Source organism: Terriglobales bacterium, assembly GCA_035457425.1.
In the GTDB taxonomy this organism is placed as follows: Bacteria; Acidobacteriota; Terriglobia; order Terriglobales; family Acidobacteriaceae; genus JACPNR01.
Window position 1 is genome coordinate 1 of the sequence record DATIBR010000120.1, and the last position, 24085, is coordinate 24085.

The 24085-nt window shown below is 66.5% G+C and carries 24 protein-coding genes; 4 read left to right on the plus strand and 20 right to left on the minus strand.

Features of this window, described 5'->3' with window-relative positions:
* Positions 1–22 precede the first annotated feature (22 nt).
* The 7 genes from VLA96_09050 to VLA96_09080 all read right to left on the minus strand — a co-directional run bounded on the left by VLA96_09050 (position 23) and on the right by VLA96_09080 (position 5040).
* Positions 23–454 carry a hypothetical protein gene (locus VLA96_09050; GenBank protein HSE49338.1) on the minus strand — a complete coding sequence of 144 codons (432 nt, stop codon included), beginning with the start codon at positions 452–454 and terminating at the stop codon, positions 23–25.
* 33 nt (positions 455–487) lie between these two features.
* A complete protein-coding gene (locus tag VLA96_09055) occupies positions 488–1297 on the minus strand; it encodes an MBL fold metallo-hydrolase (GenBank protein HSE49339.1) in 810 nt (269 codons plus the stop codon).
* A 65-nt stretch (positions 1298–1362) separates the two neighbouring features.
* On the minus strand, positions 1363–1836 hold the full coding sequence (locus tag VLA96_09060; GenBank protein ID HSE49340.1) for a hypothetical protein: 474 nt from the start codon (positions 1834–1836) through the stop codon (positions 1363–1365).
* Positions 1833–2315 carry a DinB family protein gene (locus tag VLA96_09065; GenBank protein HSE49341.1) on the minus strand — a complete coding sequence of 161 codons (483 nt, stop codon included), beginning with the start codon at positions 2313–2315 and terminating at the stop codon, positions 1833–1835. The genes VLA96_09060 and VLA96_09065 overlap by 4 nt, the downstream gene beginning before the upstream one ends.
* Before the next feature lie 79 nt (positions 2316–2394).
* Positions 2395–3243, minus strand: coding sequence for a 3-hydroxybutyryl-CoA dehydrogenase (locus VLA96_09070; protein ID HSE49342.1), 849 nt, complete (start codon positions 3241–3243; stop codon positions 2395–2397).
* 169 nt (positions 3244–3412) lie between these two features.
* Entirely contained in the window at positions 3413–4243 is an 831-nt protein-coding gene (locus tag VLA96_09075; GenBank protein HSE49343.1) for an FHA domain-containing protein, read from the minus strand.
* Positions 4225–5040, minus strand: a complete 816-nt coding sequence (locus VLA96_09080) for a Stp1/IreP family PP2C-type Ser/Thr phosphatase (protein HSE49344.1) — start codon at positions 5038–5040, stop codon at positions 4225–4227. The genes VLA96_09075 and VLA96_09080 overlap by 19 nt, the downstream gene beginning before the upstream one ends.
* 349 nt (positions 5041–5389) lie before the next feature.
* Here VLA96_09080 and VLA96_09085 point away from each other — a divergent pair, with 349 nt between their 5' ends.
* Positions 5390–6106: a hypothetical protein gene (locus tag VLA96_09085; protein ID HSE49345.1), complete on the plus strand. Its 717-nt coding sequence runs from the start codon at positions 5390–5392 to the stop codon at positions 6104–6106.
* Between the two features lie 113 nt (positions 6107–6219).
* On the opposite strand, the gene VLA96_09090 is transcribed toward VLA96_09085, so the two are convergent.
* The 8 genes from VLA96_09090 to VLA96_09125 all read right to left on the minus strand — a co-directional run bounded on the left by VLA96_09090 (position 6220) and on the right by VLA96_09125 (position 13110).
* Positions 6220–6639 carry a F0F1 ATP synthase subunit epsilon gene (locus tag VLA96_09090; protein HSE49346.1) on the minus strand — a complete coding sequence of 140 codons (420 nt, stop codon included), beginning with the start codon at positions 6637–6639 and terminating at the stop codon, positions 6220–6222.
* Positions 6640–6705: 66 nt separating this feature from the next.
* Entirely contained in the window at positions 6706–8151 is a 1446-nt protein-coding gene (gene atpD / locus VLA96_09095; GenBank protein HSE49347.1) for a F0F1 ATP synthase subunit beta, read from the minus strand.
* Between the two features lie 87 nt (positions 8152–8238).
* A complete protein-coding gene (gene atpG / locus VLA96_09100) occupies positions 8239–9282 on the minus strand; it encodes an ATP synthase F1 subunit gamma (GenBank protein HSE49348.1) in 1044 nt (347 codons plus the stop codon).
* 3 nt (positions 9283–9285) lie between these two features.
* On the minus strand, positions 9286–9705 hold the full coding sequence (locus tag VLA96_09105; protein ID HSE49349.1) for a four helix bundle protein: 420 nt from the start codon (positions 9703–9705) through the stop codon (positions 9286–9288).
* 51 nt (positions 9706–9756) lie between these two features.
* The gene (atpA, locus tag VLA96_09110) at positions 9757–11298 is read right to left on the minus strand and encodes a F0F1 ATP synthase subunit alpha (protein HSE49350.1); all 1542 of its coding nucleotides are present in this window, start codon (positions 11296–11298) and stop codon (positions 9757–9759) included.
* A 44-nt stretch (positions 11299–11342) separates the two neighbouring features.
* Entirely contained in the window at positions 11343–11882 is a 540-nt protein-coding gene (atpH, locus tag VLA96_09115; protein HSE49351.1) for an ATP synthase F1 subunit delta, read from the minus strand.
* Positions 11882–12637, minus strand: coding sequence for an ATP synthase F0 subunit B (locus VLA96_09120; GenBank protein HSE49352.1), 756 nt, complete (start codon positions 12635–12637; stop codon positions 11882–11884). Before VLA96_09120 ends, atpH begins: the two co-directional genes overlap by 1 nt.
* The gene (locus VLA96_09125; GenBank protein HSE49353.1) at positions 12634–13110 is read right to left on the minus strand and encodes an ATP synthase F0 subunit B; all 477 of its coding nucleotides are present in this window, start codon (positions 13108–13110) and stop codon (positions 12634–12636) included. Before VLA96_09125 ends, VLA96_09120 begins: the two co-directional genes overlap by 4 nt.
* A 391-nt stretch (positions 13111–13501) precedes the next feature.
* Between VLA96_09125 and VLA96_09130 the strand changes: the two genes are divergently transcribed.
* Positions 13502–14284 carry an alpha/beta hydrolase gene (locus tag VLA96_09130; protein ID HSE49354.1) on the plus strand — a complete coding sequence of 261 codons (783 nt, stop codon included), beginning with the start codon at positions 13502–13504 and terminating at the stop codon, positions 14282–14284.
* A gap of 84 nt (positions 14285–14368) precedes the next feature.
* On the opposite strand, the gene hflX is transcribed toward VLA96_09130, so the two are convergent.
* From hflX to VLA96_09150, 4 genes are all read right to left on the minus strand, one after another.
* Positions 14369–15826 (minus strand): GTPase HflX, encoded by a 1458-nt coding sequence (gene hflX / locus VLA96_09135; protein ID HSE49355.1) that lies wholly within the window; start codon positions 15824–15826, stop codon positions 14369–14371.
* 2 nt (positions 15827–15828) lie between these two features.
* Positions 15829–16104 carry an RNA chaperone Hfq gene (hfq, locus tag VLA96_09140; GenBank protein ID HSE49356.1) on the minus strand — a complete coding sequence of 92 codons (276 nt, stop codon included), beginning with the start codon at positions 16102–16104 and terminating at the stop codon, positions 15829–15831.
* Positions 16105–16308: 204 nt separating this feature from the next.
* Positions 16309–17034: a urate hydroxylase PuuD gene (locus VLA96_09145; protein ID HSE49357.1), complete on the minus strand. Its 726-nt coding sequence runs from the start codon at positions 17032–17034 to the stop codon at positions 16309–16311.
* 188 nt (positions 17035–17222) lie between these two features.
* Positions 17223–20711: a TonB-dependent receptor gene (locus VLA96_09150; GenBank protein ID HSE49358.1), complete on the minus strand. Its 3489-nt coding sequence runs from the start codon at positions 20709–20711 to the stop codon at positions 17223–17225.
* Between the two features lie 259 nt (positions 20712–20970).
* On the opposite strand from VLA96_09150, the gene VLA96_09155 reads away from it, so the two are divergent.
* Both VLA96_09155 and VLA96_09160 read left to right on the plus strand, forming a co-directional pair.
* On the plus strand, positions 20971–21300 hold the full coding sequence (locus VLA96_09155) for a DUF309 domain-containing protein (GenBank protein ID HSE49359.1): 330 nt from the start codon (positions 20971–20973) through the stop codon (positions 21298–21300).
* Positions 21301–21505: 205 nt separating this feature from the next.
* Positions 21506–22627 (plus strand): DegT/DnrJ/EryC1/StrS family aminotransferase, encoded by a 1122-nt coding sequence (locus tag VLA96_09160; GenBank protein HSE49360.1) that lies wholly within the window; start codon positions 21506–21508, stop codon positions 22625–22627.
* A gap of 52 nt (positions 22628–22679) precedes the next feature.
* On the opposite strand, the gene VLA96_09165 is transcribed toward VLA96_09160, so the two are convergent.
* The coding region (locus VLA96_09165) for a hypothetical protein (GenBank protein ID HSE49361.1) at positions 22680–24085 on the minus strand (1406 nt) is incomplete at its 5' end.

The window sequence follows — 24085 nt, forward strand, 5'->3', positions numbered from 1 at the left end:
GGTCGCCGGCGCCTGCCTGATTCTATAGGTTCCGGATCTGCTCCGGCAGGCGGTCGCGGATCTCCTCCGGCAGCCGCTCCTGCACCCGCCGCGCTCCGGTGCGCGCCACGTCCGCCAGCACCAGCGGCGCCGGCGTCGCCAGCGCCACCGCCAGCCACACCGCCGCCGAGATGGCGAAGCCCGACAGCGCGGCGATCTCCAGCAGCAGCGCGTGCCGCGGGTCGAAGTGCCGGATCGCGCCCCACGCGATCAGGAACATCCCCGCCGACAGCGTCGACAACACGATCAGCCCGATGTCGATGGTGCGATGCAGCCGCTGCTTGCGCCGGCAATAGAGGCAGGTCGCGAGGTGCTCCTCGTAGTCGCCGCGCATCTCCGGCGTGATCCCGGAGATGTCGTAGCGCCAGCCGGCGAGGATGTCGCCGACCACCGTGTCTGTGCAGTGCAGACTCATCCCTGCTTCTCGCTCCCGGCCAGAAAACCTGCGCTAGAGCCGGACGGGCTCCAGGGGTGCGTCCTGCTGCGCCAGCAGCAGCCGGTTGTGCAGCAGGCTGCGCCGCGGAGCCAGGGCGCGCTCAGCCGCCTCGCGCGCGATCTCCGGGTGGTTGTTCTGCTCGGATAGATGCGCCAGGATGACGACCGATGCACTTCCATCATAGCTGCTGCTGAAAAAATCGGCCAACGCCTCGTTCGACAGGTGCCCCACACGGCTCATCACCCGCTGCTTCACCGACCATGGATACGCCCCGTTCCGCAGCATCTCCAGGTCGTGGTTGCTCTCCACCATCAGTACGTCGGAGCCGCGCAGATGTTCCTTCACGTTGGGCGGCATGTACCCCAGGTCGGTCGCCACCGACACCTTGATCCCCTCCGTGCGGAAGGTGAACGCCACCGGGTCGGCCGCGTCGTGCGGGATGGTGAACGGGAAGACCTCGATGTCGCCGATCTGCAGGCTGCGCCCCGAGGCGAACAGCTCCAGCCGGTCCAGGTTGGTCTGCCGCGCCCGCTCTTCCGCGTCGTGGAAGCTGTGCCCCCACTCGTCGTTGCACGGCCCAGTCATGTAGACCGGCACCTTCAGCTTGCGCGCCAGCACCGGCAGGCCGTACACGTGGTCCGAGTGCTCGTGCGAGATGAGGATGGCGTCCAGCCGCTCGGGGGCTTCGCCCAGCGCGCGCAGCCGCTTGAACGTCTCTTTGCAGGAGATGCCGGCGTCGACCAGGAGGCGCGTCTTCGAGCTCGCCACCAGCGTGGCATTGCCCCGGCTGCCGCTCGCCAGCACCGTGATCGTCACCGCCATGGGCCGAGAGTAGCCCCTTTGCTGTTTCTTTGGGAGTGACGAAGTGGTTAACGGGAGTGGAAAAGCTATTCCACTTCGACTTTCAGGATGGTGTCGCCGCGATAGGTAATCCGGGCACGCACCCCGTCATGGATGGTGCGTGCGCCCGGATTGTAGTCGGACGTGAAGGTCTCGTATGACCCGCCACAACAACCGTATTCAAAATGGTGGCTGCCAAGGACGAAGCTCTCGGTCTTGTGGTCACCGCCTTGCTTGAAATTCGAAACAATACCTTCCGCGACCGAGTAATCGCCGGTACGCAATGACCGCTTGGCGGCGTAGTACTGCCAAAGAGAACCACCACAATAGATCCAGACAAGAAAGGTCGTCAGGATCGACCACACCAGAAAGAATCCCGTCCGCCAACCTCGCTCTTGGCCTTCCGATCGATAGACGAGGACCGCGATGGCAACGACACACGGGGCCGCAATGATGCCGACAAGGTACAAGGCCGTCAAAGACTTGGCGGTGGACACATCAAAGAGCGTCCAATACATCATTTCGCGGACAGCGCTTTCTTCAGGATCGCGATCTGCCCCGCGTGGTAGATGGAGTGCGAGACGATCCCGGGCAGCGCGTAGGAGAAATCGTACTGCCGGCCGGGGACCTTGTTGTGGAACTTGGCGGGGTCGAACTTCGCGATCGCGGCGGCGCACTTCCCCGCGGATTCCATCAGCCGCGCCTTCGCCTCCTCCCACGCCTTCTCCTCGGCCGACTTCACCGGCGGGAAGTTCATCTGCATGTACCCCGGGACGGAGTGCTGCACCAGCGGCGTCCCGTTCATCGCCAGCGTGATTGCGTCCAGCCAGTAGGTGACGTGCAGGACCAGTTCCCACACGGAGTGCGCGTTGGCGAGTGGTTTGGCCGCGGCCTGCTCCGCCGTCACGCCCTCAAGTGTCTTGGCGATCGAGTCCCCATGCCAGGCGTCGCCCGAGGCGGCGCGGCGGAGTTCCTCGGCGATTCTTTCCAGTTCGGTCATAAACCCCAAACCTACCACAGAGACACAGAGGCACAGAGCAGACCGGATCTCAAAAACCTCTGTGTCTCTGTGGTGGACGTCAGTACTTGTAGAACCCTCTGCCGCTCTTCCTCCCCAGCCAGCCGGCGTCCACCATCTTGATGAGCAGCGGGCACGGCCGGTACTTCGGGTCGCCGAGGCCGTCTTCCATCACGCGCATGATGTCGAGGCACACGTCGAGCCCGATGAAATCCGCCAGCGTGAGCGGCCCCATGGGATGCGCCATGCCGAGCTTGAAGACTTCGTCCACTGCTTCCGGCGTGGCCACGCCCTCCATCACCGCGAACATCGCTTCGTTCAAGAGCGGCATCAGCACGCGGTTCGAGACGAATCCGGGCGCGTCGTTGACCTCGACCGGCGTCTTCTCCAGCTTCACTGCCAGCTCGCGCGTCGCGTCGTAAGTCGCCTGCGCCGTCGCGAGTCCCCGGATCACCTCCACCAGCTTCATCATCGGCACGGGATTGAAGAAGTGCATCCCGATGACCTTCTCCGCACGCTTGGTCTGCGCCGCCAGCTTCGTGATCGAGATGGACGACGTGTTCGACGACAGGATGACCTCCGGCCGGCACATCTGGTCGAGCTCGCGGAACAGCTCACGCTTGATCTCGAACTTCTCCGTCGCCGCCTCCACGATGAAGTCGCAGCCCGACAGCTTCTTGCGGTCGGTGGTGCGCTCGATCCGCCCCAGCGCCGCCTCGCGCTCCGCCGCCGAGAGCTTCGACTTCGCGACCTCGCGCTCCAGGTTCTTCCCGATGGTCTCGAACCCGCGGTCGAGGAACTTCGTGTCGATGTCGTTCAGCACGACCTGGTAGCCCGCCTTCGCGAACACGTGCGCGATCCCGTTGCCCATCGTGCCGGCGCCGATGACGCCGACGGTCTTGATCTCCATGGATGAGTCCTTTCGGCCGGGGAGGAATGAATGCAGGAAACTAACGAGTGTAACCGCCGAAAAGCGCTCTTGGCTATTGGCTCTTGGCTCTAAGTAGCCGGTGGTCGGAAAAGCGAAATGGCTCTCGGCTTCACGCCAAGAGCCAACAGCCAAGAGCCAAGAGCGGTTCCTACCCCTCGAGCGTGAACGTCATCTTCACGCCGGAGACCTCGACCGTGTCGCCCTCGGCCAGGTCATGGTGCCCTCCGGAAGGCACGTCGGCGCCGGACACCTTCACCTTCGCGCCCTTGTCCTGCGACGCGATCTGGTACCCCGTGTCCCGCCGCGTGATGATGGCCGCCACGTTGGGCGCGAACCACCCTTTCAGCTTGATGGTCGCCATGTCGCTCTTCCCGATCACGGTCAGCTTCCCCGTCAGCGTGTACTGCTTCTGGTCCGTCTTGCCGTCGATCACCGTCAGCGTCCCCACGCGGTCCTTCGCCGGGATCTGCGGCGCGGGCGTCATCACCGTGCCCGTCGGGCCCGCGGCCGCCGCTTCCGCCGGCTGCGGCGCCGCCGCCGCGGCTGCCTCGGTCTGCGCGACCGCGCCCGCCGACGCCTTCGCCTGCGCCAGCAGCTCCTTCGCCTTCTTGGTGTCCAGCATCACGGTGGCGTGCATCTGCGGCACCGGCGCCGTCACCTGCGTCTTCTCGTCCGCCGGCTCGTCTTCGTGCCACTCGTCCGCAAATTCCAGCGTGTGCTTCCCGATCAGGATCTTGTCGCCGTCGACCAGTTCGTGCTTGCCCACGCGCTGCTCGTTCACGTACGTCCCGTTGGTCGACCCCAGGTCCTCCAGCACGTAGCGCTCGAACGACCACGACACCTTGGCGTGGTGCCCCGAGACCGCGAGGTTGTCGATCTGCACCAGGTTGTCGGGAAGCCGCCCGATGGTGACCGCGCCGTGCGACAGCGTGAACTCCTTCAGCGGGCGCCCCTCGAACGTCAGATAGAGTTTTGCCATTTCGGACTTCCCCCCCCGAGAAGCCTGCTGTACCACGGCAGCTCGACCATCCGCACCAGCACGACCGTGATGTTGTCGTCGCCCCCGTGGTCCTTCGCCGCCTGGATGAGCTTGTCGCACGCCTGGTCGAGCGAGCTCGACTTCTGCACCAGCTCGAGCAGTTGCGGATCCTTCACGTGCTTGGTCAGCCCGTCGGACGCCAGCAGCAGCACGTCGCCGGAGCGCGCGATCATCTCGTCCACGTCCGGCTCCACGCCCTCTTCGCTCCCCAGGGCGCGGATGATGATGTTCTGCATCTCGCTCTGCTCGGCCTCTTCCTGCGTGATGAGCCCCCGCCGCACCTGCTCCATCACCAGCGAGTGGTCGTTGGTGAGCTGCTGGATCTTGCCGTCGCGGAGCAGGTAGATGCGGCTGTCGCCCACGTGCGCCAGCGCCACGTAGTTGTCCTTCACCAGCGCCCCCACGATGGTCGACCCCATGCCCGCGTGCGCCGTGTCGTTCGCCGCCCGCTCGTAGATGCGCTGGTTCGCCAGCTGCACCGCGCTCGCCAGCGCGTTCGCCAGCGGCGACACTCCCTCGAACTTCCGCCCGAACACCGGATAGTTCCCGTTGGTCGCGCTCCGGAAGTACGCCAGCACGCTGTCGACGCCCATCTTGCTCGCGACCTCGCCGGCGGCCTGCCCGCCCATCCCGTCGCACACCACGAACACCCCAAAGCGCGTGTCGTAGCCGAAATTGTCCTCGTTATTCGTGCGGACGCAGCCGACGTCACTTTTGCCCGCGACCTGGACGTTCATTCCCATTTGCTCGTCTGGAGACTCGATTCCCGGCTGCTTTCGCTCCCCTCGCGTGCCGGGGATTCTACATCTGTTTGGACGCGGACGAGCGCCGCCCGCCGCGCCTGTTGGTACGCTCTTGGAAGTACCGAAGGCCCTGCCCTGGGGAGACTCGAGGGAAAGGTCGCGCCGTAGTCTACTGAGCTAAGTGCAACAAAGGCAAGGCATTTCAGGCCCAAGCAGCGTTGCTCCCCGATCCGGCATCTTACCTTCTCAAGAACCGGGAAATCTCATGAAGCGCAACTCGGCCCCCGGGCCGGGGTTTTTGCCGATCGTGACGGGAGGCCTTTCCCGCAGGAGGGTGACGGCAATGAAGAGGATGAAAGCATTCCTGCTCGTGATGGCGATGGTCGCCGGGATGGGTACCCTGGCGCTCGCCCACGACGAACATCAGGACCGCGACCGCCGCTGGGGAAATGACCGCAACGCGGACGCGCAGGAGTACGGCTACCACAACGGCTACCGCGACGGCTTCCGCCACGGCCAGCAGGACCGCTACCAGCGCGCCGGCTACGACTATCGCGACCGCAACTTCAAGCGCGGCGATCGCGGCTACGAATCCTACATGGGCCCGCGCGGCCAGTACCGCAAGGGCTTCCGCGAGGGCTATCGCGAAGGCTACGACGACGCCTACTACGGCCGCCGCTCCCGCTCCAACGGCGTCTACGGCCGCAACGGCCAGTGGTCGGTGTGGGACCGCGATGGTGACGGCGACGTCGACCGCGACGACGCCCGTTACCGCGATCGCGACTACCGCGACGATCGCAACCGCGACGATCGCAACCGCGATGACCGCTACGCCCGCGGCAACGGCAACGCCCAGAGGTTCGGCTACCAGGATGGACAGCAGGCCGGTCAGCGCGACCGCCAGAGCCGCCACTCCTATCGCCCCACCGAATGGGAAGCCTACAAGGACGCTGACCACGGCATGTCCAGCTCCAGCGGCTACCGCAGCGCCGATGACTACAAGCGCGAGTACCGCCAGGCCTTCATGGAGGGCTACAACCAGGCCTACGGACGGCGATAGCGATAAGCAATAAGCGATAAGCAATAAGCCAAAAGGCCGCTCAGCAATGAGCGGCCTTTTTTGGCTCTTGGCTCCTGGCTCTTGGCTCTTGGCTTTCGCTAATCGCTAATCGCTTATTGCTTATCGCTTCCCTTCTCCGCCACCGCGATCCGCGTCTCGGCGCGCTCCATCGCCACCAGCGCGCGCTCGAAGTCCGTCTCCGGGTCCGGCGAGTGCAACCGCTCCTCCGCGCGCTTCTTCTGCTCGCGCGCCCGCGCCACGTCGATGTCCTCGGCCCGCTCCGCTGCCTCCGCCAGGATCGTCACCTTGTCCGGCAGGATCTCCGCGAAGCCCCACGCCACCGCCAGCCGCTCCACTTCCCCGCCCGGCTTGCGATAGCTGATCTCGCCCACCGCCAGCTCCGTGATCAGCGGCGCGTGCCCCGGCAGCACCCCGAGATACCCCTTCTTCCCGGGGATCTGCGCCTCGGTGGCGTGCTCGCGCACCACCGCCTTCTCCGGGGTCACGATCTCGAGTTGGAACGTGTCTGCCATGGTGTCGTCGGTCGTCGGTCGTCGGTCGCCCCGGTCTTGGCCGAGGGCCGAGGGCCGACGACGGTTCTACGCCGCTGCCGCCTTCATCTTCTCCGCCGTCTCCAGCACTTCCTCGATCGCGCCCTTCATGTAGAAGGCCTGCTCCGGGATGTCGTCGTACTTGCCCTCGATGATGCCCTTGAAGCTGCGCACCGTGTCGGCGATCTTCACGTACCGCCCCTTGATGCCGGTGAACTGCTCGGCCACGTGGAACGGCTGCGACAGGAACTTCTGGATCTTGCGCGCGCGCGCCACCGTCAGCTTGTCGTCTTCCGAGAGCTCGTCGATGCCCAGGATGGCGATGATGTCCTGCAGATCCTTGTAGCGCTGCAGCACCCGCTTCACGCCCTGCGCCACGTCGTAATGCTCCTGCCCCACGATGCGCGGATCCAGGATGCGCGAGGTCGAAGCCAGCGGGTCGACCGCCGGGTAGATGCCGATCTCGGTCAGCGGGCGCGAGAGCACCGTCGTCGCGTCCAGGTGAGCGAACGTCGTCGCCGGCGCCGGGTCCGTCAAGTCGTCCGCCGGCACGTAGATCGCCTGCACCGAGGTCACCGACCCCTTCTTCGTCGACGTGATGCGCTCCTGCAGTTCGCCCATCTCGGTCGCCAGGTTCGGCTGGTAGCCCACCGCGCTCGGCATGCGGCCCAGCAGCGCCGATACCTCCGACCCCGCCTGCGTGAAGCGGAAGATGTTGTCGATGAACAACAGCGTGTCCGCGCCCTCTTCGTCGCGGAAGTGCTCCGCCACCGTCAGCCCCGTCAGCGCCACCCGCAGGCGCGCCCCCGGCGGCTCCGTCATCTGGCCATAGACCAGCGCCGCCTTCGAGTTCTTCCAGTCCCCCGGCTTGATCACGCCCGACTCGCTCATCTCCAGCCACAGGTCGTTGCCCTCGCGCGTGCGCTCACCCACCCCGGCGAACACCGAGTAGCCGCCGTGCTGCTTGGCGACGTTGTTGATGAGCTCCATGATCACCACCGTCTTGCCCACGCCCGCGCCGCCGAACAACCCGATCTTGCCGCCCCTCAGGAACGGCTGGATCAAGTCGATGACCTTCACCCCCGTCTCGAACATCTCCGCCCGCGTCGACTGCTCGTCGAACCGCGGCGCCAGCCGGTGGATGGGCAGCCGCTTCGTTGCCCCGATCGGACCGAGCTGGTCCACCGGCTCGCCGATCACGTTGATCACGCGCCCCAGCGTCTCCTTCCCCACCGGCACCGAGATCGGCCCGCCCTGGTCGATCGCCTTCATCCCGCGCACCATGCCGTCGGTCGGCTGCATCGCGACGCACCGCACCCGGCCTTCGCCCAGGTGCTGCTGCACTTCCAGGATCACGTCGATCGGCGTCGGCACCTGGAAGCCTTCGCTCACCACCCGCACCGCCTGGTAGATGGGTGGAAGATGCGACTCCGCGAACTGCACGTCGACCGCGGGTCCCGCGATCTGGATCACTCTGCCTGCGTTCTCTGCCATAAATCCTCGGTTTCGAGTTTCCAGTTTCGGGTTTCGAGTAGCCGGTTCGAACGAACTTGAAACCTGAAACTCGAAACTTGAAACCTCTTACAGAGCGGCCGCGCCGCTCACGATCTCGATGATCTCTTTCGTGATCTTCGCCTGTCGCGCCCGGTTCATCACCAGCGTCAGCGAGTCGATCATGTCGCTGGCGTTGTTGGTCGCAGAATCCATCGCCGTCATGCGCGCCGCGTGCTCCGCCGCCACGCTCTCCAGCAGCGCGTGGAACACCTGCACCCCTACGTACTTCGGCAGCAGCCCGCGGAACAGCTCGTCCGGCGCCTGCTCGTACAGGTAATCCACCTGCGCCGTCGCGAACGTCGCCGCCTTTTTGTCCATCTCGCTGGTGTCGGCCTTGTGCACGCCCACGCCCGCGCGCTCCGCCGCTTCCGCCGCCCGCTCGCGCTGCTCCTTGCTCATCTCCTCCGCGTGATGGACGTCGGAGGCGCCGATCTCCTCGATCGGCAGGATCTCGTCCACCACGATGCGCTGCGCGATCACGCTCTTGAACTCGTTGTACGCCAGGTACACCGCGTCGATCTCGCCCTGGGTGTACCTCTCGATGATCTCTTCCGTCAGCTCCGCCGCATGCTTGTACTCGATGCGGTTCAGGATCCCGACCTGCTCTCCCGTGATGCAGATGCCCGCGCGGAACTCGCCGCCTTCGCCCTGCGGCCGCGTCGCCGGATACCGCCGGCGGAAGAAGTCGCGCCCCTTGCGCCCCACCGCCACGATCTCCACGCACTTGTCGCTCTTCGATTCCAGGAAGCGCTGCGCCGCCTTCAGGATGTTGGTGTTGAACGCTCCCGCCAGCCCCTTGTCGCCCGTCACGATCACCAGCAGGATGGTCTGCTCCGGCCGCTTCGCCAGCAGCGGATGCTTCGCCTCCCCCGTCTCCGGGTCGTACACCTCGGCGCGCGACACCAGCGACTTCAGCACGTTCGTCAACATCTGCGCATACGGCCGCGCCGCCAGCGCGCGCTCCTGCGCCCGCCGCAGCTTCGCCGCCGACACCATCTGCATGGCCTTGGTGATCTGCCGCGTGTTGCGCACGCTGCGGATCCGCCGCCGGATGTCGAGAATGTTCGCCATTTCCTAAATCGTTTCCCGTTTCCCGTTTCCCGTTTCACGTTTGGAAGCTACCGAGGGCGCTTCCCGTAGAGAAATCATCAAGCCGTTCAGCAGTTTGCGGACTCGCTCACACTGCTTCATGGATGCCACCGTTGCCGGCGCCGAGATGAACCGACGGCGCTCGGCTACCAACAACTGCGTCTCGACTTCCTGGAGCGAGCCTCTCGAATGCCCCAGAAACTGGATGAACTCGCCCGTCGAGTTACGGCCCTGCCCTTCCGCGATGTTGCAAGCCACCGAAACCGCTGCCCGCCTCATCTGCGACGTCAATCCGAACTTCTCGGCATCCGGGAAATGGCTGGTCACCTCGTAGATCCCGTGCACCAATTCCATCGCCTGCTGCCATACCACCAAGTCACGGTACGAATTCGATCCGGTCGTCATACTCCATCCTCGCACCAACGGGAAACCGGGAACGGGGAACGGGGAACGCCTTTATGCCTTTGCCGCGACTGCTGATTGTTTCTCCGAAAGGAACCGCTGCTTGTACTCATCCAGCAGCTTCTTCATCTCGGCCTTCAGCGCGTCGTCGAGCGTCTTCTTCTCCATGATCGACTTCAGCAGCCCGGGGTTCATCGTGTCGATGTACTGGTACAGCCCCTTCTCGAACGGCCGCACGTCCTCGATCGCGAGCTCGTCGAGGTAGCCGTTCGTGCCCGCGAAGATGATCATGATCTGCTTGGAGAACGGCAGCGGCTCGTACTGCCCCTGCTTCAGCACCTCCACCAGCCGCTGCCCGCGATTCAGCTGCGCCTGCGTCGCCTTGTCGAGGTCGGAGCCGAACTGCGCGAACGCCGCCAGCTCGCGATACTGCGCCAGCTCCAGCTTCAGCGTGCCCGCCACCTGCCGCATCGCCTTGATCTGCGCCGAGCCGCCCACGCGGCTGACCGACAGGCCCACGTTCACCGCCGGCCGGATGCCCGAGTTGAACAGGTCGGTCTCCAGGTAGATCTGCCCGTCGGTGATCGAGATGACGTTGGTCGGGATGTACGCCGAGACGTCGCCCGCCTGCGTCTCGATCACCGGCAGCGACGTCAGCGACCCGCCGCCGTTCTTGTCCGAGAGCTTCGACGCGCGCTCCAGCAGCCGCGAGTGCAGGTAGAACACGTCGCCCGGGTACGCCTCGCGCCCCGGCGGCCGCCGCAGCAACAGCGAGATCTCGCGGTACGACGCCGCGTGCTTCGACAGGTCGTCGTAGATGCACAGCGCGTGGCGCTTCGAGTCGCGGAAGTATTCCCCGATCGCGGTCGCCGCGTACGGCGCGATGTACTGCATCGGCGCCGGCTCCGACGCCGACGCCGCCACCACGATCGTGTACTCCATCGCACCCGCGTCTTCCAGGATCTTCACCACCTGCGCGATCGACGAACGCTTCTGCCCGATCGCGTTGTAGATGCAGATCAGGTTCTGCCCCTTCGAATTGATGATGGTGTCCAGCGCCACCGCCGTCTTGCCCGTCTGCCGGTCGCCGATGATCAGCTCGCGCTGTCCCCGGCCGATCGGGATCATCGAGTCGATCGCCTTCAGGCCCGTCGCCATCGGCTCCCGCACCGGCTGCCGGTCGATCACCCCCGGCGCGATGCGCTCCACCGGCAGGAACCCCGTCGTCGCGATCGGCCCTTTGTCGTCGATCGGCTGTCCGAGCGCGTTCACCACCCGCCCGATCATCGCCTCGCCCACCGGCACGCTCATGATGCGGCCCGTGCGCTTCACCTCGTCGCCTTCCTTGATCTCGGTGTACTCGCCCAGCAGCACCGCGCCCACCTGGTCTTCCTCGAGGTTCATCGCGATGCCCGCCACGTCGTGCGGGAACTGCAGCAGCTCGCCCGCCATCACCTTGTCGAGCCCGTGGACGCGCGCGATGCCGTCGCCCAGCGAGATGACCGTGCCCACCTCGTCCACCGAGACCTTCGATTCGTAGTTCTCGATCTGCTCGCGGATGATCTTTGTGATCTCGTCTGCTTTGATTCCTGCCATAAGAAAACTCTCTCAGTAGAGACGGCCTTCTGGCCGTCTCGCCCTCAATTAGCGCTCAATGCTTCCTTCAATCTCCGCAACTGCCCCTTCACCGAACCGTCGTAGATCGTGCTCCCCACCCGCACCACCGCGCCGCCCAGGATCTTCCCGTCCGTCGCGTAGCGCGCCTGGACCTTCTTCCCCGTGAGCTTCGCGATCTGCGCCTCCAGCCCGCGCTTCTCCTCCGCTGCAAGCTCGCGCGTCGTCGTGACCTCCGCCTCCGCGATCCCCAGCCGCTCGTAGAGCTCCGAGCGGAACTGCCGCGCGATCTCCGCCAGCGCCGCGATCCGCCGGTTGTCGATCAAAACCGCCAGGAAGTTGCGCACCATCTTGTCGGCGCCCAGCCTCGCGGCCAGCACGTCCAGCACCTTGCGCTTCTGCTCCGCCGGCACCGACGGGTTCTCCCACACGTTGCGCAACGGGGGGCTCGCCTCCAGCGCCGCCACCAGCGCGTCGAGCTGCTCCATCGTCTTCGTGGCGTCCAGCTTGCGCTCCACGATCACGTCGACGAGCGCGCGCGCGTATCGGCTGGTCACGGCGGCCATCAGCTCTTCGCCTCCGTCCCCAGCTTCTCGGTGAACGCGTGCACCAGCGCCTGGTCCGCCTGCGGCGTGACCTGGATCTTCTGCTCCGCCAGGTTCACCGCCAGCTCGGCGGCGTACTTCTTCAGTTCGCCGCGCGCCAGCTTCGCCGCGCTCGCGATCTCCTGCTCCGCCTGCGTCACGATCTTCTGGCGATCTTCCTCCGCGGTCGCCCGCAGCCGCTGCTCTTCCGCCGCGGCGTCGCGGTCCGCCTGCGCCCGCAGCTCCGCGATCTCCGAATCCAGCCGCGCCAGCCGCCCTTCCACCTCGGCCAGCCGCCGGTTCGCTTCCTCGCTCGCCGCCCGCGCCTCTTCCATCTGCTTCTTGATCGAGCCCGTCCGGTCGCGGAAGTACAGCGGCATGCTCTTGCGCCACGCCCACAAGATCAGGCCTGCCACCACCGCGAAGTTGAGCGCGACGAACACCCAGTACGCGCTCTCTTTGCTCAAGCCGGTCTTCTTCGCCAGCCACTGCACCGAGGCGGAGTACTTGAACTGCGCTTCTTCGTCCTCTTCGCCGTGCTCGGCTTCCTTGCCCTCGGCGGCGGCGTGCGAAGTCTCGACCAGCTCCTGGCTCGGGCTGGGCGTGGGCTGCGCCTGCGCAGGCTGGGACTGCTGTGGCTGGGATTGTGCCGGCGGTTTCGCCGGCTCGGCGTGCTGCGCGACGAGCGCTGCCGCCGCCAGCAGGATCAAAGAGAGGAAGATCGTGAGGCGCTTCAACGGCCACCGCCTGCGGCCGGCGTGCGCGCGCCGGCGGGCGCCAGCACCACCCGCAGGATCTCGGCCGCCAGCTTCTCGCCCTCGGCTCCGAGCTGTGCCCGCGCCGCCTGCACGTCGCGCTCGATCTCGCCGCGCGCTCGCTTCACCTGCTCCTCCGCCTGCTCGCGCGCGTGCGCCAGCGCGACTCCGCGCACTTCCATCACCTTCTTGCGACGCTCTTCCTGCGCCTTGTACAGCGCCATCTTGGCCTCGCGCAGCCGGCCCTCGTACTCCGCTGTCTTCGCCTCCGCCGCCGCCAGGTCCGCCTTCGCCTTCTGCACCGCCCCTTCGGTCCGCGCGCGCCGCTCCTTCAGCACTTCCACCAGCTTGTTGTGCAGGATGCCCTTGTACAGTCCGATCAGCATCAGCAACAGGATCACCGTCGGCACGGCGCCGAGCAGTAATTCGCCTAGCTGGGAAAGGATCTTGTCCATGCTGTTCGCTGAATAGGAAGAGTGAAGCGCGCCTTACAAACTCTCAAAACTAACAAACGAAACGACATGTGTCAACGCAGCTTCGCGCAGCATTCATGCGCCTGCGAGCCGTTTTCCGAGCTCCTCGATGTGACGCCGCTCACGCCCCTCCACCCCTCAAAAATTCCAGCAGGTACCCTCGACTTCACTTGACTCTCCGCGCCAGAGGGGTACCATATCTGTATCACCTCCGATCCGATTCAGGATCGAATGGGCTGATAGCCAAAGAATCGTCACCGCTCTTTGGCCGTTAGCCCATTTTGACGTTTAGGGCATTTCTCGGCGTCGCATAGGCTCTCTCGCCCGCCGCGGCGGGCTCGGGATGTTTAAATACAGCGAGCCTTCAATCCGTATGCGGCGCCTCCTACGCGTGACTCTCTACTTCATCATCGGCTTCTACCTGGTCTTCGTCTTCGTCGCGGCCTTCCTCGCCGACCGCATGATCTTCTACCCGCAGCCCTCTTCCTATACGGACGACGCGCGCATCACCAAGCTGAAGACCTCCGACGGCAACACCATCTCCGCCATCTACCTGCCGAACCCGCAGGCGAAGTTCACCATCCTTTATAGCCACGGCAACGCCGAGGACATCGGCGAGCTCGAGCCGCTCTTCCGCGAGCTCCACGACGCCGGCTTCGCCGTCCTCGGCTACGACTACGAGGGATACGGCACCAGCGAGGGCGCGCCCAGCGAGAAGCGCACCTACCTCGACGAGCAGGCGGCCTACGACTTCCTGGTGAAGGAACAGCGCGTCCCCACGGAGCGCGTCATCCTCTTCGGCCGCTCGGTCGGCACCGGACCGGCCATCGACCTGGCCGCGCGCGCCCCCGTCGGCGGCCTCATCGTGCAGAGCGGCTTCACCTCGGCCTTCCGCGTGCTCGCACGCTTCCCGCTCGTCCCCTTCGACAAGTTCCGCAACCTCGACAAGATCCGCCGGGTGAAGTGCCCGGTGCTGGTCATCCACGGGCGCCGCGACAACGTCATCCCATTCGCGCACGGCGAGCGCCTCTACGCCGCCGCCCCCGGAAAGAAGATGTTCCTCTGGGCCGACGCCGCCGGCCACAACGACTTCGAGTGGCTCGCACGCGACCGCTACCTGCCCGCCATCCAAGAGTTCGCGTCCACCCTCGAGTAGAAGCGACCTCCGAAGCACACGGAAGCACGCAGGGCCTCCCGGAGCTCCTTCGTGAGACCTTGGTGACCTTTGTGGTTTGCTTTTCTACGCGCGGAAGGCCGCCAGCCGCCGCAACACGCTCTCCGGCGCCTGGACTTCCAGGTTCACCACGCCGTCCTCGTACTCGCGCGAGAGGATGCGCGCCCTGGCTTCCAGCATCGCCAGCGCCTTGCCCTCGCGCTGCGGCACGCGCAGCCGCGCCCGGCTCACCGGGTCTTCCTCCAGCAGCGCGTCCATGCGCTCCAGCAGCCGCGCGATGCTCTCGCCCGTGACCGCCGAGACGTGCACCGTCTTCTCGTCGTCTTCGAGCGCCGCGCGCTCCGAGCGCGGCAGCAGGTCGATCTTGTTGACCACGCGCAGCCGCGGCTTGCCCAGCGCCTCCAACTCGCCCAGCACTTTCTCGACCTCCTGCGCGTGCTCGCGCTGCGTGACCGAGGTCGCGTCCGCGACGTGCAGCACGATGCCCGCGCGCTGCACCTCTTCCAGCGTCGCGCGAAACGCCGCCACCAGCGTGTGCGGCAGGTTGCGGATGAATCCCACCGTGTCCGACAGCAGCACGCGCCGCTTCGACGGCAGCGTCACCGCGCGGATCGTCGGGTCCAGGGTCGCGAACATCTTCGACGACGCCAGCACCCCCGCCTGTGTCAGCCGGTTGAACAGCGTCGACTTCCCCGCGTTGGTGTACCCCACCAGCGCCACCGTCGCCATCGGCACGCTCTCGCGCCGCTGCCGCTGCTGCGCTCGCACCCGCCGCACGTTCTCCACCTGCTGCTGGATCGTCCGGATGCGCCGCGCGATCTTCCGCCGGTCGGTCTCGAGCTGCGTCTCGCCCGGTCCGCGCGTCCCGATCCCGCCGCCCAGCTGCGACATCTCGCGCCCCCGCCCCGCCAGCCGCGGCATCAGGTACTCCAGCTGCGCCAGCTCCACCTGCAGCTGGCCCTCGCGCGTCCGCGCGTGCCGCGCAAAGATGTCCAGGATGAGCTGCGTCCGGTCGATGACCCGCCGGTCCACTTCGTCTTCGATGTTGCGCTGCTGCGAGGGCGACAGGTCGTGGTCGAACAGGATCAGGTCGGCGCCCGCCATCGCCGCCGCTCCCTGGATCTCCTCCAGCTTGCCCTTCCCGATCACCGTCGCTGGGTCCGGCTTGTCGCGCGACTGCAGGACCTCGCCCACCACTTCCGCGCCCGCCGAAGTCGCCAGCTCGCGCAGCTCCGCCAGCGACTCTTCCGCGGAGAATGCGAACCACTCTTCGTTCTGCTCTGACTGGGTAGGCGCCGGCGACCCGCCGGCGCTCGAGCGCGACGAAGCCGCTCTCGCCTGCTCCGCGACTTTCGAGCGCTTGCGGCTCTTGTAGTCGATCCCGACCAGGAACGCCCGCTCGATGGTCTCCGCGCGCGCGAACCCGCCGCCCGCCGCACGCGGCCGCCGATCGCTGGCAGACCCCGGCGCCGCATCGCGCGCGCTCGTCGGCCGCCTGCGTCCTGGTCTCCCGCCTTGCGGAATCGCTACGCCTCCGTGCCGGTCGACTGCGCGGGCGCCGGTGCGCTCGCCGCCGACGGCCGTTCTCCGTGCGCCGTCCGCCCCATCACCACCGTCGAGATGGCGTGCTTGAAGATGAGCTGTTCCTGGTTGTTCGTCTCCAGCACCACCGAGTACTTGTCGAACGACCGGATCCGCCCCGTGAGCTTCACTCCGCTCAGCAGGTAGATGGTGATGTTGGTCTTCTCTTTGCGGGCGTTGTTGAGGAAGGAATCCTGGATGTTCTGCGCCGGCTTCTCCATCGCCGATCTCCTTTTTGTCCCACCACTGCTGCCGTCCACTGAAAAATCCAGACCGGGGGGAACCGGGTGGACGGACCTGCCTGCGGGGTCCCCGGCGACGGCTTCAGCCGTCGCTGGGGTGCCGCGCCGTAAACCATACGGCGGATGCCGCTTGCGAAGCAACGGTAGAGACGGCCTTCGGGCCGTCTCCCCGTCCGATCGCCGCTATCCGAAGATCACGAAATGGTAGCTCGACGCCATGAACCACAGCATCGGGATCGACAGCCACGCGTTGGTCCGCGATGCCAGGAACGCCTGCCGCCCCAGCGCCGCGCCGTCCGCCGGCGGCGTCCCCGCCAGCGCTCCGTGGATGATCTTCTTGTTGTTCCGCCAGATGATGCCCCACACGTTCAGCATCATCAGCAGGCCCATGCCGCCGCCGATGCCGATCGCGACCACGTGATTGTCGTCGCGCCCCACCTGCACGAAGTTCACGAACGCATACGACGCCCCCGACACGATCAGCGCGTTCAGCACCGCCACCACCCAGCCGTTCGCCGGGAACTTCAGGATCACGCCGTACTCCACCGCCCACGCCACGATCCACACGATCAGGAACAGCCCGATGGTCGGCCACGGGCTCATGTTCTCCCGCCGCGCGTCCACCGCTACGTACATCTGCGCCCAGTACCAGAAGCCCACGAACACCGTCACCGCCGCGCTCCACCGGAACCACCACAGCGTCGGCAGCGTCAGGTTCTTGAAGACGTTCGGCTTCGCCGCCGCGTCCACGTTCTTCATGAACGGCACGTTGATGAGGTTGAAGAAGTACAGCAGGCCGATCCACGTGATGCCCGCCAAGAAGTGGACCCACCGCAGGATGATCGCCAGCCACTCGCCGCCCGTGTGCTCCGGCATCACGAACAGGCCAAGCAGGTCTGCCAGGTGCATATCGGTTCCTCCGCAAGCATGGGGCGCCAGGCCCCAGGGAGATTGCTGCCGGGAACTGCAAGCCAGGTAGCAGCCGAGTATATCGGATGCATGGGGCAAGCGTCAGGAGTCGGCCCCCCTCACGACTGCCTCCTGAAAAAAGGGGAGCCCGAAGGCTCCCCTGGAAGGAGGTACAGCTTTGGACAAGACTAGAAGGTGATCTTCGCCCCCAGCGTCAGGTAACGCCGCTCGTCGAATTCGTCGCCGAATCCGCCGCGCTTCGCGATGACCGACGCCGGATCGCCGAAGCAGATCTGGTTGCAGACGTCTGCCGTCGACCCGATCACGTACAGGTTCGAGTGGTTGAACAGGTTGAACGCATCGGCGCGCAGCTGGAAGTTCCAGCGCTCGCCGAAGCGGAAGTTCTTCGCCAACCCGAAGTCCACGTTCCACAGACCAGGACCGCGGAACGCGTTCCGCTGCGTCATGTTCGCCGGATACGGGCAGCCCGTCGTCAGGCCTTCGCCCACGCCGCACTGGCCGAAGTCCGAGGTCCCCGTCACCGGGTTCACGAAGAACAGGCTGTTCGTCGGGTCGATGCTGAGGTAGTTGAAGGCGTTGGGGCTGAGCACGTCGTTCGCGTCATGCGCGGCCGTGTCGACCGCCGTGACCGGCATGTAGCGCGGGCACAGCTGGAAGCCGGCCGAGCAATCCCACAGCGTGAACGGCGTGCCGGTCTGCATCGTCACGATCGGCGCCATCGTCCAGCCCCCGATCACGTTCCGTGCGAACCAGTTGTCGCTCGACTTGAACCACGGCGTCTCCCACACCGCGCTCAGCACCCAGCGGTGCCGGATGTCGAAGTCGGCGTTGCCGTAGTCCAGCTGCGGGTTGAACACGTCCACGAACCCCAGGTTGAAGTTGTTCGCCGACTCGCTGAACGTCGAGCTCAGGTTGTCCATCGCGTGCGACCACGTGTAGTTCGAGGTGAACGTCAGCCCCGAGTTCCACAGGTTCGTCGCCTGCAACCGCACGTTCAACCCGTGGTACTCCGAGTTGCCCGCGTTCCCGCGGCGGTTGAAGCCGTTGTACTGGTCATTCAACCGGCGCGTCGGCAGCCATCCCGTGCTCGCGTCACCCGGCACGCAACCGGCCACCAGGCAAGCGCCCTGCTCGGCGGGGTTGTCGCCCAGGTAGATCGGGCCGGCGCCCAGCTTGTTCGGGTTCTCGATCGAGTACAGCTGCATGCCGCGCGAGCCCGAGTACTCCAGGGCCAGCACGGTGTTGGTCGCCAGCTGCCGCTCGATCGCCAGGCTCCAGAAGTGCGAGTAGGCGGTGTCCAGGTCCTGCTTCGGCGCGCGCAGGCTGGTCTTCGGCAGGTCCACCGTGCCGAGAGCCCCGCCCAGCGGGCCGAAGTTGTTGACGCTGATCGGGCACGACGGAGTGCACGCCGCGTCCGCCCCGCTCGTCAGCGAGACGACGGCATAATTCGGCGGGTTCTGGATCACGTTGAACGTCACGTTGCCGAAGTTCCGTTCATACGAGATGCCGTATCCGCCGCGCAGCGACGTCTTGCCGTCGCCGAACAGGTCCCACGCAAACCCCACTCGGGGCGCGATGTTGTTCCAGTCAGGCTCCCACAGCTCGCCCACCGGGTTGTTCGGATCGGTCACCACGAACACCTGCCCGTTCCGCACCTGCTCGGCGTAGTTCGCGCCGCTTCCCAGGTAGAAGTTCGAGTCGAAGTTCGGGTCGTTGTTGTGCTGCACCCCGTAGTACTCCCAGCGCGCTCCCAGGTTCAGCGTGAACCGCGGATGCAGCTTCCAGGAGTCCTGCACGTACGCCGCGAAGTCGTGGTAGCGATTCGCGCGGTCGAACCGCGGCGAGACCACCGGCAGCGTGATCTGGCAGCCCGGCGACGAGATCGCCACTCCGAACGCGTCCGTCGGGCACGGGAACTTGCCCTGCGGGTCCACGGCGCCCTCGAACCGGACCAGTTGCCCCGCCATCAGCCGATCGATGTACGTCCCCGCCGTCTCGCCCGACAGTGCCAGGTACTGCGACGACTCCTCGTACGCGCCGAACATGCGGTTGTCACGCGTGTGGATGTACTGCCCCCCCATCCGGATCTGGTGGTTCCCCGCCGTCCAGCTCAGGTCCTGGTAGAACTGGTACAGGTTCTGCGGGCCGCCGAACGGGATGCCGCTGCCCGGCGAGAACGGCAGGTAGCCCGGCAGCGCGTAGCGGTTGCCGTTCGAGTCGCGCGTCGTGCGGTCCCGCATGAACAGCGTCGGCGTCGGGTCGCCGTTGATGGGCTGCAGGTCATTCAGCCGGTTGAAGATGAACTTCGACTGCGTCACCACGTTCGGCGTCCAGATGTGCGTCAGGTTCACCAGGATGTTGTTGTTGAAGATCTTCTCCCCGGTGTCGAAGCCCGCGTACGGGCTGTCGGAGATGCTGCCCGGGAATTGATCGATGCTCTGCAGCGCGTAGCGGCCGTACATCGTCGTCCTGTCGGTGAAGTTTACGTCGACGCGCGCGACCGTCTGGTACTGGTTCTGCGGGTTGCCGCCGCCCGCGTTCGACGGCACCGTGTACTGCACCGTGTCGAACGGGATGCACGCGCCGCCCGGCCCGCACGTCAGCACGTCGTTGTTCAGCACCGTCAGCCCCGGCCGCAGCGCCCCGTACGCGCTGAAGAATGCCGCCGTGTTCGGGTCGACCGCGCCCGAGGTGATGAACGTCGGGTCCGGAACCACTACCACCTGGTTCGCGCTGCTGCGCACCCGCATCCACTCCGTCGAGTTGAAGAAGAACATCTTGTCTTTCCAGATCGGCCCGCCGATGGTGTACCCGAACTGGTTGCGCACGTAGTTCGGCTTGTCGATCCCGTTCGCGTTGTTCTCGTACGTGTTCGACGTCGTCGCCGCTCCGCGGTAGCTGTAGAACACGCCGCCGTGGAAGTTGTTCGTGCCCGCCTTGGTCGCCACGTTCACCACGCCGCCCGACGCCCGGCCGTACTCCGCCGAGAAGTTGCTGGTGATGACGCGGAATTCTTCCACCGAGTCCAGCGGCACCGACTGCCCGATCGACGCCGTGAACAGGTCCACGTTCTCGCCCCCGTCCAGCAGGATGTCGGTCGAGGCCGCGCGCTGCCCGTTGATCGAGAAGCCCGCGCCCCGCACCGTCGAGCCCTGCGCGTCGCTGCTCACGTTGCCCGCGGTTCCGACCAGCGCGTACGGGTTGCGGTTGAACGTCGGCAGCTCGCTGATCTGCTTCGAGCCCACCACCTGCGAGAGCTGCTGCGTCGTCGTGTCGACCGCCACGCCGCCCTCGCCCACCACCTCCACCGTCGTGCTCGCGCCCGTCACTGCCAGCGCGATGTCCACCGTGTTGCGCGAGCCCACGCTCACGCCCACCCGCTTGGTCGTCGCTTGGAAGTTGGCAGCCTCGACCGCGATCTCGTAGGTCCCGGGCTGCAGGTTGGTGAAGGTATAGAGGCCGTTATCGTTGCTGCTCGCGGTGCGCGTCTGGCCCGTCGCCGTGTTCTTCAACGTGACCTTCGCGCCCGAGATCACCGCCCCCTGCGGGTCGGTGACCGTGCCCACCACCTGCCCGGTCTCGGTCTGCGCGAGCGCCAGACCCGCAACCAGCAGCAGCACGGCAAGCACGCCGGTAAATCGCATGATGCTCCTCATTGGTTCGTTTCTCCTGGGGTTTACGAAAATTGCATAACGCTGTCCTGCACTCATGCAACAGTCTTACCAATCCGCTCGCGATTGAAAATGCGTGACTTGGGGTGTTTCCCGGTAGGAGCTACTTCGGATTCCTGTATAGCCACAGGGCGCCCGTTTCAGAATTCTGTATCGCTCTGCGATATGACTAGATGGAAGACCTTAGTACCGCAAGTCGCCGCGCATCTTCCACTGGGCGCGACATTTAGCGACAATCATCTCCGTGCAGCAGGAGCTCGCCCACGCCCGCGCCCTCTTCAACCGCCAGGGATTCTTCGCCGCGCACGAAGCCTTCGAGGATCTCTGGCGCGCGGCTGCAGGCGACGACAAGGACGTGCTGAAGGCGATCACGCAAGTCGCGGTCGCGCTCCACCATCACTCGACTGGGAACCTCACCGGCGCGCGCGGCGTGCTCGCCCGCGCCGCCCGCGGACTGGCGTCCGCTCCGCGGCGCTTCCACGACCTCGACCTCGTGCGCCTCCGCGCCGACCTCGCGCGCTGGCAGGCCTACCTCGCCGGTGACGCCCCGCAGCCGCCCTTTCCCCAGCTCTGAGAGTCCCCTGTTTCGACCGGGTGAGCGCGGAGCGAGCGCCGGATCGCGCGAGCGCAGCGCGAGGGGCGACGCAGCCGAGCCGAGCCCGCCGCCGCGGGCGAGGCGACTGCGTTGCGGCGACCCTCGAATAGACGATAGAATCCCCGTTCCCGTGCGACCCTCAGCCCAATCGGGCGCCGCCGGTGTGGCGGCGCGGTCGGTCCCTTTGCTGGATCTGACCCGGCAGTACGCCCGCATCCGCGATGAAGTTCGCGCCGCCATCGACCGCGTCTGCGAATCCCAGCAGCTCATCTTCGGTCCCGAGCTGGAAGCCTTCGAGCAAGGCGCCGCGAAGTTCACCGGCTCGGCCGCCTGCGTCGGCTGCGCTTCCGGCACCGACGCCATCTGGCTCGCGCTCGCTGCCTGTGGCGTCGGCCCCGGCGACGAGGTCCTCACCACGCCCTTCAGCTTCTTCGCCACCATCAGCTCCATCGTCCGCGCCGGCGCCCGCGCCGTCCTCGTCGACGTCGACCCCGAGACCCTGAACCTCTCGCCCGAGCGCCTGCAGGACCGCCTCGCCGGCTATTTCTCCGCCCGGCTCAAGGCCATCCTGCCGGTGCACCTCTACGGGCAATGTGCGGACATCGACGCGCTCTCGCAGATCGCGCAGGAGCGCAAGCTGGTCATCGTGGAAGACGCCGCGCAGGCCTTCGGCGCCGCCTGGCGCGGGCGCCGTGCCGGCTCGCTCGGCCGCGCCGCCGCCTTCAGCTTCTATCCCACCAAGAACCTCAGCGCCTTCGGCGACGCCGGCTGCGTCACGACCGTCGACCCCGAGGTCGCCGAGCGCGCGCGCCACCTCCGCAACCACGGCAGCAAGCAGCGCTATCATCACCTCGAGATCGGCGGCAACTCGCGCCTCGACGCCATCCAGGCCGCCGTCCTCAACGTGAAACTCAAGCATCTGGAACAGTGGAATGAGGAGCGCCGCCGGCACGCCGCGGCCTACGATCGCCTGCTCGCCAAGGCGGGATTAGTCGGCGGAGCGCAGGCGCCCCTCCGCCTGCTCAAGACGCGCTCGGAAGCGCACCACATCTATCACCAGTATGTCGTGCGCAGCGCGAAGCGCGACGAGCTGCGCGCCTTCCTCAAGGAGCGCGGCGTCGCCACCGAGGTCTACTACCCGGTCCCGCTTCACTTGCAGCCGCCGCTCAAGTATTTCGGCTACGGCGAAGGCTCGTTCCCGGAATCCGAGCGCGCCTGCCGCGAGGTCCTCGCCCTGCCCATGTTCGCCGAGCTCACCGAGGGCGAACAGCAGTACGTGGTGGAGTCGATCGCGGCGTTCTTCTAGCTCTTGGCTTTTGGCTTTTGGCTCTTGGAGGGGCGCGGCTTCAGCCGCGCCGTCAAGCTGCCACTGGGGAAGGCGAGCCGGCTTCAGCCGACGACAGAAACCCCCGATACCTCTCCGCCTCTTCCCTCATGCCCTCTTCCCCCGCGCTCGCTGCCATCTCGCAATATCCCAGCCGGAACAGCACGTACGCCGTCTTCCATCCCACGATCCGCCCCCGCGCGTCGTCGCCGCTCGCCCTTCGATACTCCGCGAGCAACTCCTCTTCGGTCGCGGCGTCCATCTCCCACTCGACGCTCGCTCCCGCCAGGTCCCACGCGATGTCCGTCGGCCCGGGAAAGAAGTGGTCGTCCCCATGGCTCGCCCCATCCGTCTTCCAGACCTTCCCGCCCTCGCGTATCCACTCGTGCGGCTGCATCTTGCCATCCGCGATCACCGGTCGCTCGACGACCAGTTCGGCACTGGCCTCTCGCCCCAACCCCTCGCGCGAGTTCACCGCCACCATTTCCGCGAGCGCGCCCGTGCTCCCTTCGTCCGCCGGGAACAAACGTGCTCTCGCCGCGCAGTACTCCGCCATCCGCCGAATGACGTCTTGGTCGAGTCCCTCCGCGCGCATCGGACCCCCGGGAACAAACTCGTACGCCGCGAACCCATCGCCCGCCCGCTCGACGGCCGGCGAGAATCCCTCTTCGGCCAGCGCGCGCGCCCGCGCCACCACCGCGTCGCCATACCGTCCCAGCCCCTCGAACTTGAACAGGGTCTTTCCATCCGGCGAAAGATACTTGCGCCGCTCGAACTGCCGCCACCCCGGTTGCTTCGGACACCACTCGCGACCCTGCGGCACGCGCCTCGGCCCCGCCACCGCCTCGAACCGGAACCTCGTCCACCGCTGCGCCGCGTCCCGCGCGCACAGCCGCGCCGCGTCCACCGTGTGGCTCCCGACCAGCGTGATCCGCTCGCGCGCTACGCCCGCCCGTTCCAGCGCCTCCGCCACCGCCAGGAACGACGACCCGCTCAGCCCCGGCCCTTCATCCACCACGACGAACTCCGCGTCGCCGCGCGCGCGCAGCACGCGCAGCTCGTCCTCGGAGAACTCCACCACGCGCTCCCACGGATGCCCCGCCGGCCGCACCGTGAGCCGCTCCGCCACGCACCCGCCCCGCGCCAGCGCCGCGCGCGCCACCGCGCTCACCGTCGTCCCGATGCTCCGTATCCCCACCACGACCGCGCGCCTGTCCCTGCCGGCGCGCGCCGCCATCGCCTCCGCGTAGTCCAGCGGATGCAGCGCGTAATACGCAAACCCTTCGGGGACTGCGATAGCGATCGTCTCGGGAAGCTCTCCGGCGAGGCCGGCCGGCAGCCCACGCGGCGCGCGCCCGCGGACCAGCGCCTCCGCCAGCTCGTCGGTCAGACGCGCGACCTCGGCCGCGGCCGCAGCGCCCGCGTCCGCCAGCCCGCACT